This is a genomic window from Acetobacterium sp. (assembly GCF_041752335.1).
Taxonomy (GTDB): Bacteria; Bacillota; Clostridia; order Eubacteriales; family Eubacteriaceae; genus Acetobacterium.
On the sequence record NZ_JBGSHG010000029.1, the window covers coordinates 11,060 to 29,724 of the forward strand.

Genomic DNA, 18,665 nt, shown 5'->3' on the forward strand with positions numbered 1-18,665 from the left:
TTAAATCGATTCTTTAACTGGATTAAAGAATTTTGATATTCTGTTTACGATATCTTTAAGATAAACCTCCACCATCATTTCCTGATAGCCACTGTAACCGGATTTTTTAATCGTTTCAGCCAACTTTTTTAATTCCGGCGACTCAATCTTATCCAGCTTTTTTAAGCGGGCTGCTGAGATCATCTTTTTCGACTGGATCTTTTCATAAGCTTCCGGAGTAAAATGCCATAAGACTAATTTTTCGCCGTATCTTTTTTTGAGCTTATCGGCAATAATCAATCCCTCCGGATCAAAGTCACCGCCATAATAAATCTCACTGCCGCCCTCGACAATTTTATCCAGCAACAATAGAGTGGCTACCTTGACGTTGCCAGCTGAACAAATCAAAGAGCAAGGCCGATCTTCCAGAATCCCAGCTATTTCACTGAATACGGTCGGGTTTTCAAAAACAAAGACCCGGCTGTTAACACAACTCACCCCCTCGATCATACCGATATTCCAAAGCGAGATGTGCAGCGGTTCACTGCAATCGGCAAAGCCTGCCCAACCGGAATGGATTTTTTCGCCGACAAACGCCCGAATCCCCCGGCAGATGGTGTAATTAGAAACCTCATCATAAATAAGGCCGGCCTGGTATAACAGTTCCATCTGTGCTTCAGCATTTTGGGGATAATCAAGTTTATAATGGGCACTTAATGCGTAAAGAAGCAGGCGGCCGCCATCCCGGTTCATATCAAAGGCATGGGGATCTTTAGTGATTTGGGAAGCAAAGAGAGCCAGCCGCACCTTTTCCGGTTGGTTCACACATTGATTCAAGCCATTACAAACTTCGATCAAGATTCCGTTCAAATGCTCAGGATCTTCGTTATACTTCAAATTAAGCAGCGAATAGGCATTGTTTTTATTTGTCAGAACATCTTCCAACCACAATGCCGCCGGTGATCCCTTAACGACGTGTATAATTTCATCATAATACTGACTTTTCTCGTCTTCATACTGACTTCTCAAATCCTTTTTCCAGCTCAGCTTTTCGCCAAAATAACAGCTCAGTACCGCTTCAAAATCGATGCCCCGATAGCGGGTGGTTTCAAAGGCACTGATAAATTTTTCGACCGGGAAGCTGGCACTTTTCTGAAGATAATTCTTTTTAAATAGACTTCTTAATACCTCTCGCTCGTCCGTGCTTAGCTGATCTAAGCGGATGGTACCGCCGAGATGACCAAGCGACTCATATTTTTCCCGGATCTGTTTGATAATCCGATGATAGCCGGGATTGGCTTTGAGATAAGCGGCAAACTCATGAGGCATCATCGATCACCAGTTTTCGCACCTTGCCGTTCCAGTGGTAACGCAGCACGGTGACAAAATCAGCATTGTCCGGGCGAATCAGCTCGCTGATCGCCAGCGAATCGACGGTGTCATAATCTCCCCAGAGAATTTGAGAATTGACGATATAACTGAGATCCAGCTCGTTAAGCAGGCGGAACATATCGCGGATATTTTGTTCATCGACCCCGGCAAAGGCCTCATCAAGCGAAAGAATCCGGGCACTTTCTTTGCCGGCGGCCTCATACCGGGCGTTGACGGCGGAAAATAAGGGCACATACATCGCCATCGCCTTTTCCCCGCCACTGAATTTAAAAAAGCCGTTATTGGTGAGCTCCTTACTGAGTTGGCCAGTTTTCTTGAAAAAGAGCTTAAACTCAAACCACTTCCGATAATCCAGAATATCCCGCATAATCGAATGGAAAGTCAGATTAACGCCCTGATCTTCCAGGGTGCGTCGGGCCAGAGCAATTTTTGAACGGAAATGTTCGGAAAGGGCATTGAGATCCTCATCCCGCAACAGATTACCATCCATTTTCAGCAGGTTGACCAGCTTTTTGGTATCCAGCTGCTCTTCAGTTTCGGCTTTTTTGCTGGCCCATTTTAGACTAAAGCTCAGCCCCATCGAGGTGTCCATTTTCTCCATCAACTGATTCATATTATCAACCCATTTTTCACTGTGGAAAATCCGGGCGCTGATTTTTTTGCTGATGTTTTTAACCAGAATGTCTTCAAACAATTCCCGGTCGCTTTCTTTTAGCAGCCTATCGGTTTCGTCCAGACTGTCTTTTAGATGATCGGATAAATCATAAAAGTTAACCACCTTGCCCGAGACCCTGGCGGTGATATTTATCCGTTGCCGCAGATCCCCAACCTGCTTAATAGCTTCATTATCCTCATCAAGCGGCTGATCTTCAAAAACATACTGGCTGTTGACGGCATATTCGCGCAGATACTGGCTATTGTCTTTAAAAATTTCCATCAGCCGCAGGGTAATCTGCTCCTTGTTCTGTTTCTCCGACTGCGGATTTTTTTGCATCAGCTCCCGAGCCTGTTCGACCAGCGGGGTTTCAGTTAAGCGGATCAGATAGCCCAGATCCAGTTCTTCCTTAAAAGCATCTTCCATCAGCTGAAAAACTTTTTCCGTCAGTACCAGGGTGTTTTTAACTGTCTCCTGTTCTTTAAAAAAGTGCTCCAGCCCAAGCTTTTGCCGTTCCAGAGCTCTTTCCGCTTCTTTTTCTTCTTTAGGCAGGGTCTTTAAAGCGCTCAGGCAGTGCTCCAGTTCCGCCTTGATGGCCTGATAATCGGTCAGTTGTAACTGTGCGCTTAAGTTTACCCGGGTGATTTCCATGGCTGAACGGGTTTGATTAATCTGGTTGATCTCATAAAGGAGATCATCAATTTCCTGCAGGATTTCCTCGTAACGGTTTTCGGCCACCCGCAGACTGGCTTGACTGTGCTGCAGCTGAATGGCGATTTTTTCTAACTGGTGCAATTCTCTGCCATAGCTTGTCGCTGCTGCCTGGGCTGCTTCATAGGTTTCTAAATCCGGGGGGAGGGTAATCCGAAGGGTAATCCGGTGAACCGTTTCCTTGATCTGCTGCAGCTGCTTATAGCAGCTATTTTCTTCGCCACTTATTTTTTCCACGGCCTTGTCACTCATCCGGGCGTCAAATTCGGCCTGCTTGACCACCGTGGCAGCGGTGATCAAATCTTCCGGATCAAAGCTGGCATCGTACTCCTGCAGAAGCAGCGCTAATGATTCCTTGATCTGATCAAGGATTTGGGTCTTGGCCGCCAGCCGGGCGGTAATCGCACTTAGTTCGGCTTCGAGGCTGCTAAGTTTTTCCTCCCGATATTTTTTTCTGGCTGACGCGCCAATAAATCGGGCGGTCTCATTACCGGTCGCTCGTCCCCATAAGATTCCCAGGCGATAATTGCCCTTTTCATCCATATGGGTGTGGTGGGTATGATCAATCAGGATACTATTTAGCACATTGGCTATCTCTTCCTTTGAAATCCCAACAAGGGCGTCATCGACCTTCAGGTACTGGTTGATGCTGTGAACCATAAATTGCGGCTCGGGAAAAAGATAGTGATCGCCGCTGAGCTCCGGTGTCAGATGCAGTTTTTCCCGCTGGTCCGCCGGCAAAATCAGAGCATCCAGAATCCCCATATCGGCCAGCGCCTCTTCAATGGCGGCCCGGTTTTTTTCATCAATTCCTTCGACAAAGTCCAGCGCCTTATAAAGCGGTACATGGGGAATTCCCAGTACGACCAGTTTTTTTCGGTTTTCGATAACCTTCTCGGCCCTTAGTGGTTCGGGATCTTTAATCTTCTGCCAGGCCTCAATTTCGGCCTGTTTCGATTTTTTCTCCTTATCAATCTGAGCCCAAAGTGATTGTTCCCCGTAAAGCTGCTCCCGTTTGACAGCTTCCTGGTGGTGGTACTCCTCCTGCAGGATCCGGGAAATGCTATTGACATTGGCATCGGGACCAAACTGCCGGATTTCCCGGGCCAATTGGCTCAAACCCTCCACCGGAATGATGTATTCGCAATTATGCTGATTATTGAGATGAAGTTTTTCCACGGTTTCATCCTGAATTTCCATTAACTGGCGGTTGGCCTGTTCCAACAACCGCTCTTTTTCCTGTTGTTCTTTTTTGAGCGTGTCCAGCTCCAGCAACAGTTTTTCATAGCTGTCGGCGATCTGCTTCTGCTTTTCCATTGCCCTGATCGCCTGGGCAATGGTCTGGCTATGGGCGGTCAGGGTGTTGCTGATATAGGTAAAATCATAGGCTTCAGTCAGCGCTTTGGTGATTTCATCGCGGGTGAAGGCGTGTTCATCAAAGGCAAAGGCTTCGGCCAGCTCATCCATCTCATCCAATTGCCGGCAAATCGACTGCTCTCCGGCTGCCACTTCCTGACGGTAACCGGTGATCTGATTATCGAGCTCTCGTTCCTGCTGTCTTTTGGTCTCGTGATGCTGGTCTTTTTCCAACCGTTGGCGATTTTTTTGCTCGATTTCTTCTTCCGTTTTGATGATTTTTTCGCGGATCACAACACTGTCATGCGCTTCCAGTTCCTGCTTTTTTCCCTGCTGGGTTTCCAGTTGAATCGCCAGATCGTTGATGGTTTGATTCAGATTGTCGATTTCAGTACGGGTGGTCTGAATCTCCCGGCCCAGCTTTTCATGGCGTTTTTTTTGCTCGGCCAGTTGTTGATAAGCCTCATCATAATGCCGGGCCTTGTCCACCACAATGAACTGATTATAGCGGTCAAAGGCGTGACGGATGCGATCGGATGCCCCCTTACACTCCTTTAACACCTCCAGCCGACTCTTGATGTTATCCATGTTTTCAATCGCTTCGGACATCGGCCGCAGATCATCCTCGGATAAGGGCTGTAATGAGTTTTCCATGATCTCATAGATAACCGTGGGCTTAAAGTCCTTGGACAGCTTGGGACTGCGCAGCTGTACCAGCAGTTTGACCAGCTCATCGTATTCCTCCAGATCATCAAAACCAAAGATCAGGTCGTTGACCAGCTTCATATAGTTTTTCTGACCCTCCACCACTTGGCCGCCTGTCCCGATTCGGTTTTCCAGCTCCCGCATGGTCAGGGGTATTTTTTCACCCAGCTGCTTGTATAAAAAGAAATCCTCACCGATCCGCCGACCATCGGTGATCGAAAAGCCCCAGGAGTTCATCGGTTTTCCCCGTTTGGCCTTAAAGCCCATGCCAATGGTTGCGAGGTTCTCGGAGTGTTTCTTTTTGAATTCCATAAACAGATAACCGATCGATTCCTCTTTACCGTTTTCATCATCACCAAGAATGTAATTTTCAATTTTTCGCGCCTTGGAACCAAAGGGATCGAGCCGCTCCGGGCTTTTATTGCCATCCAGCAGCAGTGGAATAAAGCTCTGCATCGTCACTGATTTCCCCGAACCGTTGGAACCCCGAAGGAGCAGTCGGCCATTGGCAAAATCAAAGGTTTCCTCATCATAATACCAGAAATTAACCAGCCCCGCCCGGTTGATCACCCAGCGATTGTCCGGCATTTTATTGTTTCGATTATTTTTTTCCATTATTTTTCACCGTTTTTTCCTCCACCTCGTCCGGGTAGCTTCCGATCAGTTTTCCTGCTAAAGGCAGGATCTCAATTTCCCGCTGGTCATCACCCTGAGCCAGCATCTTAAAGTCTTCCATATAGGACACCAGATGGTCTGACAGGGTGGCTGCCGTCATTTCCCGATATTCTTTGCTCCAGTTTTCCCTGCTTTCCTGCTTCAGTTTTGTCACCAGCTGATCAAAGGCCACCCGGGACAGTCGGATTCCTCCGGAGCTATCAAGCCGCAGTTTTTTCGTCTCAAGTCGTCGCCGCATCATTGCGCAAAACAACAGGGTAATATCGCAGATCGCTTTAGTATTGGGAAAAGCATCCTTAAGATTTTTGTCTGCCGGTACCAGCAACAGGGCTCCGTTTTTGTGAACATGCAGGGGATACTCCAGATATTTTAAAAAGTCAGCTTCGATCAGCCCCCGCTGCTTTTTGATATAATCATAATCGACATCATCGGCTCTCTGGGAATAAACCACCGGCTCCATGAGCAGCTTGCGGTAAACCCGTTGCCGCCGGATCACGCCGCGATCGGCATTGAGATCCCCCCATTCAGCATTTTCTAAATCTCTGACGCTTTTAAAATCGTTAATATCGGCGGTAAAATGGCGCACCAGATAACGGGACAACCCAGTGCTTTCATATAAGACCTCGGTGCCATCATCCTGGACAAATTTCTGATCATCGCCATCGTTTACGTGCATCAAACCCAGGTCCTGGGCGAAACGCAGCACCTTGATGAAATGCTTCCGGTGGCTAAACAGCGTCCAGTCAATTTTTTCCTTAGCAATCGGATTGCCGGCAATGAATTCGGTGATTTCTGATAAGACAAACTGTTCATCCCGGGAGCGGTCTTCCAGAAACATCAGCAACTGACACAAGAGCACATATTCGATCGTATCGGTAAATGCCTGAATACCCATAAAGGGTTCGGGCGAACCGGGGATTTTTTCCAGTTTTATCAGATGCTGGTTCATCACCAGTCCATAACCCAGCTTATCACTCAAGAAGGTTTTAAACTGCGGGATGCTGTCCTTGACCTGATAAAACAAGTCCTTGTTGTCATCCTTAATAACCCAGTATTGATCCAGCAGGATTTCAAGCTCTTTCATCCTGCACCTCCTGTTTCTGATCCAAAAAGCGGATCACATAGGCTGGCATTTCGAGATTGCCATCGTCACAGCGCAACAGACAGCGGCGGCGTTGATCCCCTGGGATCTCGACCTGAAAAATCTGACCATCCTCGGTTTTTCCTTTTTTATCGCTATTTACAATCCCCTTGCTGAGCCATTTCAGCAGGGTGCTACGGACATGACCCTCAATCACTGGTAGTTTTTCAAAATCAATGCAACCATCCAGAACATAACTGTCCATCGTTCTTTTCTCGATTTCCCGGATCATCTGGATCTTTTTTTTCATCGCGGCCTTCTTTTCGGCATGGCTACGAATCGGGTTCCGCTGCGCTTTTTCCTTATAGCCCCGAACCCGGGGCTTTAACAGGGTACTGCCCGGCATTTCCTCAAAGATCTGGCTGTTGATACTCTCGGTTTCGCGAAACTGGTCGGACTTTAAGTGCTTCATCTGAAAAAGACCAAAAGACAGACTGGAAAGCTGGTGGGCTTCTTTAATATTTCCACAGGCATCAAAAAGCTCGGCCAGCTTCCGATATTCTTCCTTGCGGTTTATGGCACTGCTGCGGCTTTCAGAAATCTGGGCGGCATAACGGGTAATTTTGCGGATAATATCGTTAGTAATCTCCATCAGCTTGGCGGCTTCGCTGAAATTGCCATGCTCCCCTAAAAACCAGGCATTCAGATTGTCCCAGCGACCTAAGATGTTGTCTCTAATTCCAGTGGCATCGATGTCGGCATCAATTCGTGGGATCGACAGCTCATAAGCGATGGCCTTGGTCAAAACCGCCTCCACCGCACTGGGATGAAGATGGAAAAGAATATGTTCAATCGCATTGGCATGGTTTTGCAGTCCTTTGACAAAGTCTCTCAGGTATTCAATAAAGCGATCCTTAAAAACCATAAAAGCCTTGGTTTTCATCATTTCCTCGGCTTTAATGGAATACAGATCGCGGATATAGTCCTGATAATTCTGGTTCAGGCGTTTAAAATCATTGTTGACCCCATTCCACCAGTTGCCTGCTTCTTTTTCACTCAGTTTTGCCACCTGAGGCAGCTTTTTAAGTTCTTCCCGGAGCCGTTCCAGCAGGGTCGGTTCAAGCGAGGCACTTTCCACCGACAGATTCTCCAGGCGAATCGTGAGACGCTCAATTTCGACCGTGTAAGGGGTCATCTGATAACGAAACTGTTTATTCTTGAATTCCTCCACCGTGGAGACCTTGGCAGTATCCTGATAGGCGGAAAGATTTTTCCAGGACAACAGCACATCCAGATCCTGTTTGCATTGTTCCAGGGTGTAGCTCGCAAATTCGTCATACTCTTTCAAGGCGGCAAAAATATCTTCCTTATAAAGCCAGTTCTTCATTTTCTCAGATTGGCTATAAAAAAAGCGTAAAATGCTCCGATAGCGCCAGGCATTTTCCGCCGTCAGATAGCGCATCTCATCAATTTGTTTGGTTAATTTTCCGGTGACTTCAAACTTCATTAAATTATTCCTGTTCCTTATTTTCTTCATTGTTCTTATACGGCACCCGGGCAGAGGGGACAAACTCCGCAGTTGCATCGGTGTGGATGGCCTGGTCGTCAAAATAGATGTGGGCACCGAAGGCCTTAAGTACCTCCTGCTTGCTCATCCCACCGAGGAAAAAGGCTTCATCAATCCGCACATCCCAGGCCCGCAGGGTCCGGATCACCCGCTCGTGGGCCGGAGCATTTCTGGCCGTGACCAGGGCTGTGCGGATCGGTGCCTGACTTTTATCAAACTCCTTCTGAATCGCCGACAGGGTTTTTAAAAACTTGGCAAAAGGTCCCTCCGGCAAGGGCTTTCGGGCGTTCTTCGTTTCGTTGGCCTGAAAGGCTTCGATACCCTGACTTTTATAGATCTGCTCCGACTCATCCGAAAAAAGCACCGCATCGCCATCAAAGGCAATCCGGATCTGATCGATTTCCGTTACTTCCTCATAAGCCAGGTGCTGGGTATAAATAATCCCCGCCGCCACCCCGGCATTAATGGCCTCCTGAACATCTTCCTCATTGGCAGAAAGAAAAAGATCGGTATTAAAAGCCTCCAGATAGGGTGAAAGCAGGGCACCACTGACCAGAGCCGCCCGGGTTATATCCAATTGGTAATGTTTAATCGAGTTAAAAATCCGCAGACTGCTATCGGCATTGTTGCGGGACATCACAATGATTTCGGTTTTCCGTTCCTCTGAACCGATTTCGTTGAGCTTCAGCAAGGCCTTGATTAAGGCAAATCCCGTCCCCGGTTTTAACAGATCATTCTCGTGTTCAATCTGATAGTTGGTATAGGCCTCCACCCCTTCTTCATTAAAAATCTGATTTTCCGCTTCCAGATCAAAAAGGGCCCGGGATGAGATGCCAACGACCAAACAGTTTTCAAATTTATGCATGTTATTCCCCTTATTTTCTATATGATAATGATAGCTTAGTCTAAATTCTTCTGTTAAAAGATCATGTTATCCACAATTGTGTTGATTTTATCGACAATTGTGGATAATATTTGCCAGCGCTAATTTTTCTCGGCCGGCAAATCTTATCCACATGCCAAAAGAACCTTTCTCAACGAGAAAGGTTCTTGCAATTAAATTTTAATATTCTTATCATATCACCTGAATGGTAGATAGTAAAGGGAATCCTGTCTGATATTTACTTAAGCGAAATGATCCGTTTCGGCCAGCGTTATTTTAATAATGCGCAGGCTCGGAAGCTGCTCCTGCAGTTCAGATTTTAACACTTTCAGCATGGCCAGTTCGGTTTCCGGATAAACACTGGCTTTGTTGATACCAACCAGGTTAAACGCCTTATTTTCTGCCATTTTAAGATATCCTTCAGCTGATTTTAGCGCATAAAGAATCATCCTATATCATGGCCTTTGCTTCCAGATCATATAAGGTCGAGAGTCCCTTAAGCCGATCCCGGTTCTGGTATTTAACCCAGGTTTTCAGTTTTTCCCAGGCGGCGCCGTTGTGAATAAGTTCCAGGGCCATTTCATAGCCTTCCCGAATGCTGGGCGCCTTGTCTCTTAAATACAGAATCAGACCGGCATTTAGGGCAACAATGTCCTCCCGAGTTTTGGTTTCTTGCCCGTTCAAAAGTCGCACAATACACAAAGCCGACGCTTCCACTGACTCAAACGTTCGGATTTCATCCACAATTCCCGGAGTTATCAACATATCCTGTGGATTAAACGAGTAGTTTTCCACAGTGCCATCTTCTTTCAGCTCAGCAATATAGGTGGTCCCGATGGTCGAAGCCTCATCAATCGATTGCTCGCCAACTTCTCCATAAACAACAATGGCCCGTTTATAACCGATCTCCGCCATAATCTGGGGCACAAACGCCAACATTTCTTTCGAATAAACACCTCTTACCCCATACTGCGGAAGCGCCGGATTGGCCAGGGACGCCGAAATATTCAGCACACTGCCAAAGGAAATCTGCGATAAAACCCGGCCCAGCGCCACGGGGTGAACTTCCGGGCTCATCCCGTTGAAAATACCAATACCGGCTTTTTCAATGCTTTCTTTGACCAGCTCCACACTGGAATCCATATCGATGCCCAATGCTTCCAGCACATCGATGGTTCCGCATACCGAGGTCAACGCCCGGGAACCGTGTTTGGCCATCGGAATTCCCGCTGCTGCTGCAATAATTGATGCTGCGGTGCTGATGTTGAAGGTTTTAAAACTATCCATCCCGGTGCCGCAGTTATCCACAATCGGAAACTCGGTGACCGGTTCCACCTTAAAGGTGTCCACCTCATAAATTGCTTCAAAACTCCCGGCCACTTCCTCCGGTGTCGCCCCTTTGGCACTGAGTGCCGCTAAAAAAGCGCCCTGCTGCATGGCCGTTTGTTTATCACTTAAAATTTCCATAAACATTTCTTTGGAATCATCTTTTGACAGGTTTTCTTTATTGATCAACTGGGTAATCACCTGACCATAATCTTTCATACTGATTGTTTTTTCCATTTGATTTCTCCTTGAATTTTTCCTGTTAATTTTTATTATTCGTTGTTTTTAATGAATCCACAACGGCGTAAGCATCGCTTTCACAAACGCCCATCAGTTCATCACCACAATGGTTGAATAGCCATCGCCATTTCTGATATAATCCATTCCCCGGGCCAGTTCTGTCAGTTTAACCCGATGGGAAATAAGGGGGTGTACATTAACTTTTTTTGATTCCAGCAAGGTTTTGGCCTTCCGGCCATGCTTAACACTGCAGCCATAGGATCCCACCACTGAAATTTCCTTGTAGTGAATCAGATTGATGTCTGGATAAAAGGTGTCATCCCGGGTAATGCCGCTAAAGTATCCCAGTTTTCCTTTTTTGCGTAAAATCTGCAAGGCCAGATCCAGGGCCTTTGGTCCCGGACAACAGGGAATGACTACATCCACTCCCCGGTTGTTGGTACACCTTTGCAGCTGATTTAGAAAATCCGGCTCGGTGCCCCTGAAAACAGCATCAAAGCCAAATTCTTTACCACGGTTGCGCCGGTCCTGATTTTCTTCAATCAGGATAACGTTGCGGACACCTTCAGCTTTTGCCAAAAACAAATTTAGTAGACCTAAACGCCCACCACCGATGATCACCAACACCGACTTTGAATTCATTTTCAGGCGGTCCTGGATATTCACGCAACAAGCTAACGGTTCGATAAAGGATATCTCTTCATATGCCAAACTGTCATTACTAATCAAACTAACCACCCCAGCTTTCAGGGATTTTTGATCAATTTTGATCACTTCCTGAAATCCGCCATCAAAATTGAAACCCATAATCTTAATTTGATCACAGAGATTGTCCTGGCCACTTTTACAATAGTCACACTCGCCACAGGAAATTCCCGGATGAACGTGAACCCGCTGGCCAATCTTATAACCGCTGACGTTACCGCCTTTGGCGATGATCTCCCCGGCAATTTCATGTCCCAATACTCGGGGATAAACCAGATCCCGTTGCCCGATGGTGGCACATTTTAAGTCGGTCCGGCAGATATTGCAGGCTCTGACCCGCACTAACAACTCATCGGCATCGCAGACCGGCATGGCCCGGTCTTCCAAAACAAGTTCTCCCGGTTTTTTTAAAACAACTGCTTTCATTTCTATCTCCACTTCTTTATTCTTATTATCTGACACCCTTTCTGAAAGAAGGTGTTTAACCCTATTTTAAACAAAAAAAAGCTACGCTAACAAAGCGCAGACTTTCCACATCTCTCATTATCTAATTCTCAGGCAGGTCTTCTGACTCATGATCATCATCTCTGTTGCCTTCCCATTCTTAAAACAGTGGCATATTAACAGAAATTCCCAATTTACAGCGGCGGGCCCGTATAAGCTTCTCACTTATTTTCCTATTCTCCCCCGAAGGGCACCTGAAAACGATTATTCAATTTTGATCCATTATATCATAATTTCAATCCTTGACAAAACATTTTTTTGGCAACTTGAAATCATTATTTTTCATCAGAATTAATTTTTTTGTCAAAATTATTTTTTCGACGCCATCTCTTCATCCATACAGATTTCCATCCCCGCCTCACTGCTGGAACTTTCAAACAAAACGATCCCTTGCGGATCGGTTAAACGCACCCACACCGCGGCAGTAATGCTCTCGATGATCTCCCGGTCCATCAATCCATCCACCGGAGCCCGGAGTCTTCCGCCCCCCGCCATCTGAGCTTTAAAGGCAAGTGCCCCGGCTGGACCTTCCAGCTCACCGGCACAGATTCCCGCCTCTTTATCAACTTCCCATTTTACCAGCCGGGAACGATTATAGGTGGCAAAGCGCCGGTTAATCCCGTTAAAATCAGTGAAATAGGCAAAAAATCCCGGAAACTCCATGCCTAAAAAGGGGATATTCGCCCGTGAAAAAACAAAAGAAGCATTTCTTCCTTCAAAATGACTGGCCTGAAGCCAGAGGTAAGTTTTGGGAAACGAACGGCCGTAGTCTTTTTCGATATAACCCACGCCGCCATTAAAATCAAGGATCTCACCGTCCAGCTCAATATCACCTTTTATTTCATGATACAAATGGATGATGGCGTGGTAGCATTCCATAAACGGCAACATTCCAAAAGGGCCCATAATTCCGGGATTCTTTGGGCCGGTAGGAAAGGGGTGGATATTCGCAAAGGTAAGCCGTCCTTTAATGCTCCCTTCTTCTGTATCCACATTTAGAGACAGACCCTGGGTATTAAAGCCATTATTCTCAATTTCCACATCAAACTCATCTGATCTGGCGCTGAACTCAGAATAAGGAAAGTGATGATACCAGGTTTGTCCATTTACGGCATTGATTACCTGGATAAATGCATGCTTTTCCCCTTGAGGATTAATAGCCATTCCCGGAATAATGGCAATGGCATTTTTTCGATCGGCACTGATACATTTAAAATACCAGCCTTCAAAATACCGTCTCTTTTTGTTTTTTCCCTTAAAAAATGCCTGCTTGATCATAAGTCGCATTCCTTTCATGTCACTAAAATAGTTTTTTGTGCCTTAATTATTGCATTCTTTGGCACTACACTAAAATCAGAACCAATGCGGCTGCCAATAAGGAACTGGCAAAATTAACAAAATCATTGTTCACAAAGGTTATCCCGCTATATAACTGATTGGGTTTGTTGTTGTGGTCCGGTTTCTCGGTTAACTCACCCGTTTCATGGCTGATATACTTGGCCTGAATAACAGCACCCATTAGGCTGTCCAGGATTGACCCCAGCACACCGCCTAAAGTAATAATACCGATTTGACTCCATAACAGCAAGCCACTGTTTCCGGCGCCAAACTGATAAAGACCATAGGTTAATGCCACCACCACCGCTCCACCCAAAGAAGCTAACAGACCCAGCACACTGACGCCGCCGGAAAGACCGGGATTGACCGGTTTTAAGGTGATCAGTGAAACCGGCGCCTTACGGCTGAGAATGCCAATTTCCGAAGCCCAGGTATCAGCATTGCAGGCCGCAAATGCAGCTGCCACCGCCACCAGATAGGCGGGATTCTGAGATAATACAAAAGGCACCGCCATGATCAGCGCAGCACCTCCATTAGCCACCACCTGAATAATGTCCCGGGGGCCGGACTTGGCATGGATTCTGGCTTCGATGGAGTCTTTAAAGCTGGCTTTAAAATACGACAAAAAAGTGGAACTGAAAAAAAAGACCATCAGTAAAATAAAAAACAAGGGCCCTCCGGCCAGATACAAGACCACGGCCAGAAGAAAGGCTCCTAGGGCCGCCGAAAATGTTAATGCATTTCGCCTTAATGCAAAAACAGAAACCGCTAAAGCCAGAAAAATATAAACCACATGTTCCAGGGGCGATCCCGTTTGAGCAGCCAGGCTATAGTTTGTTAAATTTTCCATTCTACTACCTCCGATCAGACAAATAAAAAATAATAGGCCCCGGCACTTACCAATGGCACGGTTAGATTATCCATCCCCAGGGGTGTTACGGCTTCGAGCAATGTCGCCAGAACCGCCTTGCGACTGGCTTCTTTGCCGAATCGCTCTAAAAATTTGGCCAGAAAAATCACACTAAACACATAAATAAGCGAAACGATGATTCCCATAATGTGATGATAATTCCAGATATTTTCCATTTGATGCCTCCATTCACCGCAGCTTATTGACGAAAGCTTGTCAATAACAGCTGTCCGTTTGCTGTTACAAAAAGCCAGAACTTTTCCCACCCGGGAACATAAATCCGCTCGTCAAACAAGCGATACCGGGCCTTCCGACAACGTTTTATTATCTTACTATAATAAAGCAGGGACAACAACACCGGCAAACGGGCCTTTTTGTCAAACGCATCCAAATTCACTGTAATTCGATGGTAGCGACTTTCCGCTTCGGCTGCCAGATGCTCCCACAACCTAATCAGTTCCGGAGTCGGTTCCGGTCCTGCCAGATCTTCCGGATTAACCCCCAAGGCGATCATTAGATCCTCTGGCAGGTAGATACGATTCAACTGATAGTCCGTGCCCACATCTCTTAAAATATTGGTAAGCTGCATGGCAATACCCAATTCCACCGATAATTTTTCAGTTTCAATGGTCACCGGTTTTGCCAGCAAGGGACAAAGCATCAAGCCCACGGTTCCAGCCACCAGATAGCAATAATCCAACAGATTGTTAAAGCTTTTGGGCTGCTGAAACTCAACATCCTGAAGCTGGCCGATGAGCATCTCCTGAAACGGTTGAATGTTGAGTGGAAAATGATCAAACGCCCATCGTAGCGCCCGCCACATCGGTTCATCCGGGGTTTCCCCGACCTCGAAAGCCGCGAGCTTGACCGCCATTGCTTTAACCACCTCCGGGTTGTGATCCACATCGATGGCATCATCGGCAATCCGGCAAAAGGCATAGATGGCAAATACCGCCCGGGCCTGCTCGCGGGGCAATTTTCGGAAGGCCCGGTAAAAGCTGCTGGAATTATTTTGAATCAAGGTTTCGCACCAGTTTAAATCTTTTTGAATATCTTCTTCGATCATTTAAAATCCCTCACCACTTCCGCCACCGTAATCTTTGCCGATGTCAGCACAATCGGAACGCCGGCGCCGGGATGGGCGCTGGATCCGGCAAAATACAAATTTTCATAGCCCATAGCCTTAGGCTGAGGCCGCCAGTAATTGCTTTGTAACAAGGTCGGCCGCAAACCAAAGGTCGCTCCGAACAGGGCATTAAAGTCGTCCCTGAAATCACTGGGGGTATAGGCTTTTTCAAAAATAATATGCTGTTCAAAATCCTCCAGCGGTAGGATCTGGCTGATTTTTTCAAAGGCCCGTCTGCGATAGCCCGTAACTGTGGTTTCATCTTCCCAGGAAAGGGGCCCGTCTTTTAAGTTGGGCACCGGCACCAATACATAAAGACCCAGTTGCCCCGGGGGTGCCAGGCTTTCGGCCGCAACTGCTAAACACCTCTTGATAAATCTGAGGCATCATCAAAATGGTAGGACCCAGATCAAAGGTAAAGCCATTTCCGCTGATGACACCCATCCGTCCCCCGACCTGGTTATTTTTCTCATAAAGATCAACCTCAAACCCCTCGCTTAACAACCGCACTGCACTTGCCAGGCCGCTGACTCCTGCCCCGATGACAATCATTTTCTTTCTGCTCATGCTTTTGTATCCCTTCATTTCAAGTATGTTTTTTTTTATACCCCAAATGATTCAAAAAACACCCCGGTTACCCAGGGCATTGATACTGTCGACAAATCTGATTTTTTATTGCCGGTTCGATAGTTCGCCAGCGCAAATGAACGGTTTCCCACCCTATTTCATTTTTCCCAGCACTTCTTCCACATCCGGTAGGGTGCGAATTTCATACTTCTTTGCCCAGATCACCATCCCCGCTTCATTGATCAAGATATTGGCTCTTTTTGACGCTCCATGTTCTTCACTAAAGATACCATAGGCTCTGGCCGTTTCGCCTAAGGGCACAAAGTCCGACAAAATTTTTATGTGTTTCAAGGATAAAGCCCGGGCCCACACCGATTTACTGGGCTGTGGATCAACACTGAGGCCCAACACCACCGTATTTTTTTCCTCGAATCGCTCCACATTCCGGTCCAGGGATCGCATCTGGTCGGTACACACCGATGTCCAGGCCAGCGGATGCCAGGATAGCAGCACCTTTTTCCCTTTAAACTGACTCAGCGTGACCACCTCACCATTTTGATCCGGCAATGTAAAATCCGGAGCCATTGCCCCCAATTGAATCATCTCTGTCATGAACTGTTCCTCCTCTAATCTCTAATTTTTTGCATTTTAATTTTTCAGGTTATCCAATGATACTGGAATTTCCAACTGCACCGGTAATCCTTCCTCTTCAATAATGTTAAGAAAAACACTGACGATTTCCGGATCAAATTGAGTACCGGAACAAGCTTTCAATTCGCTGATGGCATACGACAAATCACTGGCTTTTTTATAGCTGCGGCTGTGAGTGATCACATCAAAGGAATCCACCACGTTGATAATCCGACCCAGAAATGGAATTTCCAGAGCTTTCAGCCCATTGGGATAGCCGGTTCCGTCATATTTTTCATGGTGCGCCAAAATATACTCGGCAATATGCTCAAGTGCCGGAGTTGACTTGGCAATCCGGTATCCAATCTCCGGATGGGTTTTGATAATCTCCCATTCTTCATTGCTGAGCCTGGCCGGTTTGTCGAGGATATATTCCGGTATCCCGATTTTGCCAATATCATGAAGCAGGGATAACAACTCCAATTCATCCATCTGATCTTTGCGCAGATCCAGACGGCTGCCCAGCGCTTTGCTCAATTGGGTAATCCGCATGGTATGGGCTTCTGTCTCCGTGCTTTTTTCATGGAGGGTTCTGGCCAGCGAGCGGATGGTCGCATTTCGGGAGCTGCTACTTTCCATCAGCTTATTGCGATACATTCGATTTTCAGCCAAATTCAATACCTCTTCCGGACTTTTCAATACCTCATTACTTTCAGCATAACCCATGGCGACGCTGATATTCAAGTGGAAATCGCAAATTTTCTCAATTTGATTGGTAATATCCCGGATCATCTGGCAGACCCTTTCCTGATTGATATCTTGGAGTAAAATAACAAACTCATCTCCAGGCCACCTTGAAATAATATCAGTAGGACGGCACAATCGCCTCAGCACATTGCTCACCGCAATCAGGACCTGATCACCTTCCTGATGACCAAAGGCATCATTGGTCAACTTAAGTCCATTGACATCGCACATAATAATAAAATAATGGGCACCTTGCTGTTGACCGAGAATTTCAAAATGCATTTTCATATAATCCCGATTTTTAAGCTGCGTCAAAGGATCTGAATAACTCAAAAACAAGATTTCTTCCTCGTTGATTTTCCTTTTTGTGATATTGGATTTGATATTCTGATTGGCCTGGCTGATTTCTTGAAGCATCTGGTTGATTGAAACCGCCAGCGTTTTAAGCTCATCCTGTCCATCCATTTCGATGGATAGGGTTGCGTCTCGTTTTAGTCCTACTTCTTTGGTAAAGGCGATCAGCTTTTCGATTCTTTTTAAAAAATAACAGTTTACGATAAAATAATCAATGCCGAGGATGAGGAAAAGAATGATAATGAAACTGACCATAAAGAGATTAAACTGATGCTTGACAAAGCTATAATTTTCTTCAATCCGGGAAATCGTCATCAGAATGGTTTTTTCGCCAGCGCCATCCAACAAAAGCCGGCTGGCTGTGAGATAGGGTTTACCATCGAATTCTCTTTTCAGAATTTGATTTTCCGAAATAACGGTCATCGACGCCGCTTCTCTGATTTCCACATTAACTCCGGTTAACGCTTTAATATAAGCCGTCATTTCTTCATCAACGGTTTTGACCATCACCATACTGCCATTGCTTACCGCATTATGGCTGGAATTGTTAACCCGCCCGGCTGCAATCAAATAGGCCTGTCCGTCGAGGATCATCAGATTTATTTTGGTGTCCTCATCATCTGTCAGTAAGCCGGTGTAAAAGTTATTCTGGGTGATTTTTTTCACCAGTGCGGCTGATTCTTCATCTGTCAGGCCAAAATCCACAGATCCCACCACCTCGCCGGTTTGATTGACAAAGAACATCATATTCAAACTCAGATTTTCCAGTGTTTCCTGATTAAGATTCACTGTCACGTAAGTCGGATTACCGTCGTTGATAAAATTATAGGTATCGTCCCAATAGGCCCAGTCCTTCAAAATGCAATTGAGGTTTTCTTTTTCATTTTCAATGATGGTTTCAACCATTTCAAAATCTTTATTGATCTGATTTCTCTCGGCGGTATCAACATAGCCGTAAAAGACCCAATAAAAAATCCCATAGGTGATCCCCAAGAGCACTGCGGCACTACAAAGGGCAATTATAATTGTTTTAACTTTCAGTTTCATTTGACACCATCTCTGTCTTTTTTTACAATGACTTTGTTAGTTATTCCCAATCTTAAAATCGTTTTCATTTTAGCAGTCCATAAACTGATGATTCTTAAAGACAACAGTTCTTTTTCGTTTTGCTCTATTAATTGAATTGAATCTTATTGTTCCTATCATAACAATAA

General features: G+C 46.0%; 16 protein-coding genes and 1 riboswitch. All 16 genes read right to left on the bottom strand.

All coding sequences use genetic code 11. The features are described 5' to 3' along the window. Nucleotides 1–1,311, bottom strand: coding sequence for a TIGR02679 domain-containing protein (locus ACEW8F_RS03850; RefSeq protein ID WP_373482149.1), 1,311 nt, complete (start codon nucleotides 1,309–1,311; stop codon nucleotides 1–3). Beyond that, a complete protein-coding gene (locus ACEW8F_RS03855) occupies nucleotides 1,298–5,413 on the bottom strand; it encodes a TIGR02680 family protein (RefSeq protein WP_373482150.1) in 4,116 nt (1,371 codons plus the stop codon). Before ACEW8F_RS03855 ends, ACEW8F_RS03850 begins: the two co-directional genes overlap by 14 nt. Then, nucleotides 5,400–6,557 (bottom strand): TIGR02678 family protein, encoded by a 1,158-nt coding sequence (locus tag ACEW8F_RS03860; RefSeq protein WP_373482151.1) that lies wholly within the window; start codon nucleotides 6,555–6,557, stop codon nucleotides 5,400–5,402. The genes ACEW8F_RS03855 and ACEW8F_RS03860 overlap by 14 nt, the downstream gene beginning before the upstream one ends. Continuing rightward, the gene (locus ACEW8F_RS03865; RefSeq protein WP_373482152.1) at nucleotides 6,544–8,061 is read right to left on the bottom strand and encodes a TIGR02677 family protein; all 1,518 of its coding nucleotides are present in this window, start codon (nucleotides 8,059–8,061) and stop codon (nucleotides 6,544–6,546) included. The genes ACEW8F_RS03860 and ACEW8F_RS03865 overlap by 14 nt, the downstream gene beginning before the upstream one ends. A 4-nt stretch (nucleotides 8,062–8,065) precedes the next feature. After that, nucleotides 8,066–8,986 (bottom strand): 5'-nucleotidase, encoded by a 921-nt coding sequence (locus ACEW8F_RS03870; RefSeq protein ID WP_373482153.1) that lies wholly within the window; start codon nucleotides 8,984–8,986, stop codon nucleotides 8,066–8,068. Nucleotides 8,987–9,246: 260 nt separating this feature from the next. Further along, entirely contained in the window at nucleotides 9,247–9,411 is a 165-nt protein-coding gene (locus ACEW8F_RS03875) for a hypothetical protein (protein ID WP_373482154.1), read from the bottom strand. Between the two features lie 43 nt (nucleotides 9,412–9,454). After that, entirely contained in the window at nucleotides 9,455–10,567 is a 1,113-nt protein-coding gene (gene trpD, locus ACEW8F_RS03880) for an anthranilate phosphoribosyltransferase (protein ID WP_373482155.1), read from the bottom strand. Between the two features lie 93 nt (nucleotides 10,568–10,660). Continuing rightward, nucleotides 10,661–11,701: an alcohol dehydrogenase catalytic domain-containing protein gene (locus tag ACEW8F_RS03885; protein ID WP_373482156.1), complete on the bottom strand. Its 1,041-nt coding sequence runs from the start codon at nucleotides 11,699–11,701 to the stop codon at nucleotides 10,661–10,663. A gap of 113 nt (nucleotides 11,702–11,814) precedes the next feature. Beyond that, a riboswitch (cobalamin riboswitch) is annotated at nucleotides 11,815–11,992 on the bottom strand. Between the two features lie 96 nt (nucleotides 11,993–12,088). Beyond that, the gene (locus tag ACEW8F_RS03890) at nucleotides 12,089–13,057 is read right to left on the bottom strand and encodes a tocopherol cyclase family protein (RefSeq protein ID WP_373482157.1); all 969 of its coding nucleotides are present in this window, start codon (nucleotides 13,055–13,057) and stop codon (nucleotides 12,089–12,091) included. A 64-nt stretch (nucleotides 13,058–13,121) separates the two neighbouring features. Then, nucleotides 13,122–13,967 carry a DUF92 domain-containing protein gene (locus tag ACEW8F_RS03895; protein ID WP_373482158.1) on the bottom strand — a complete coding sequence of 282 codons (846 nt, stop codon included), beginning with the start codon at nucleotides 13,965–13,967 and terminating at the stop codon, nucleotides 13,122–13,124. A gap of 14 nt (nucleotides 13,968–13,981) precedes the next feature. After that, nucleotides 13,982–14,203: a hypothetical protein gene (locus tag ACEW8F_RS03900; RefSeq protein WP_373482159.1), complete on the bottom strand. Its 222-nt coding sequence runs from the start codon at nucleotides 14,201–14,203 to the stop codon at nucleotides 13,982–13,984. Between the two features lie 23 nt (nucleotides 14,204–14,226). Continuing rightward, a complete protein-coding gene (locus tag ACEW8F_RS03905; protein WP_373482160.1) occupies nucleotides 14,227–15,093 on the bottom strand; it encodes a phytoene/squalene synthase family protein in 867 nt (288 codons plus the stop codon). After that, a complete protein-coding gene (locus ACEW8F_RS03910) occupies nucleotides 15,090–15,452 on the bottom strand; it encodes a phytoene desaturase family protein (RefSeq protein ID WP_373482161.1) in 363 nt (120 codons plus the stop codon). The genes ACEW8F_RS03905 and ACEW8F_RS03910 overlap by 4 nt, the downstream gene beginning before the upstream one ends. Beyond that, nucleotides 15,412–15,720 carry a phytoene desaturase family protein gene (locus ACEW8F_RS03915; RefSeq protein WP_373482162.1) on the bottom strand — a complete coding sequence of 103 codons (309 nt, stop codon included), beginning with the start codon at nucleotides 15,718–15,720 and terminating at the stop codon, nucleotides 15,412–15,414. Before ACEW8F_RS03915 ends, ACEW8F_RS03910 begins: the two co-directional genes overlap by 41 nt. A 153-nt stretch (nucleotides 15,721–15,873) precedes the next feature. Continuing rightward, nucleotides 15,874–16,332 carry a redoxin domain-containing protein gene (locus ACEW8F_RS03920; RefSeq protein WP_373482163.1) on the bottom strand — a complete coding sequence of 153 codons (459 nt, stop codon included), beginning with the start codon at nucleotides 16,330–16,332 and terminating at the stop codon, nucleotides 15,874–15,876. Nucleotides 16,333–16,368: 36 nt separating this feature from the next. Beyond that, the gene (locus ACEW8F_RS03925) at nucleotides 16,369–18,498 is read right to left on the bottom strand and encodes an HD domain-containing phosphohydrolase (protein WP_373482164.1); all 2,130 of its coding nucleotides are present in this window, start codon (nucleotides 18,496–18,498) and stop codon (nucleotides 16,369–16,371) included. Between the last annotated feature and the right edge of the window lie 167 nt (nucleotides 18,499–18,665).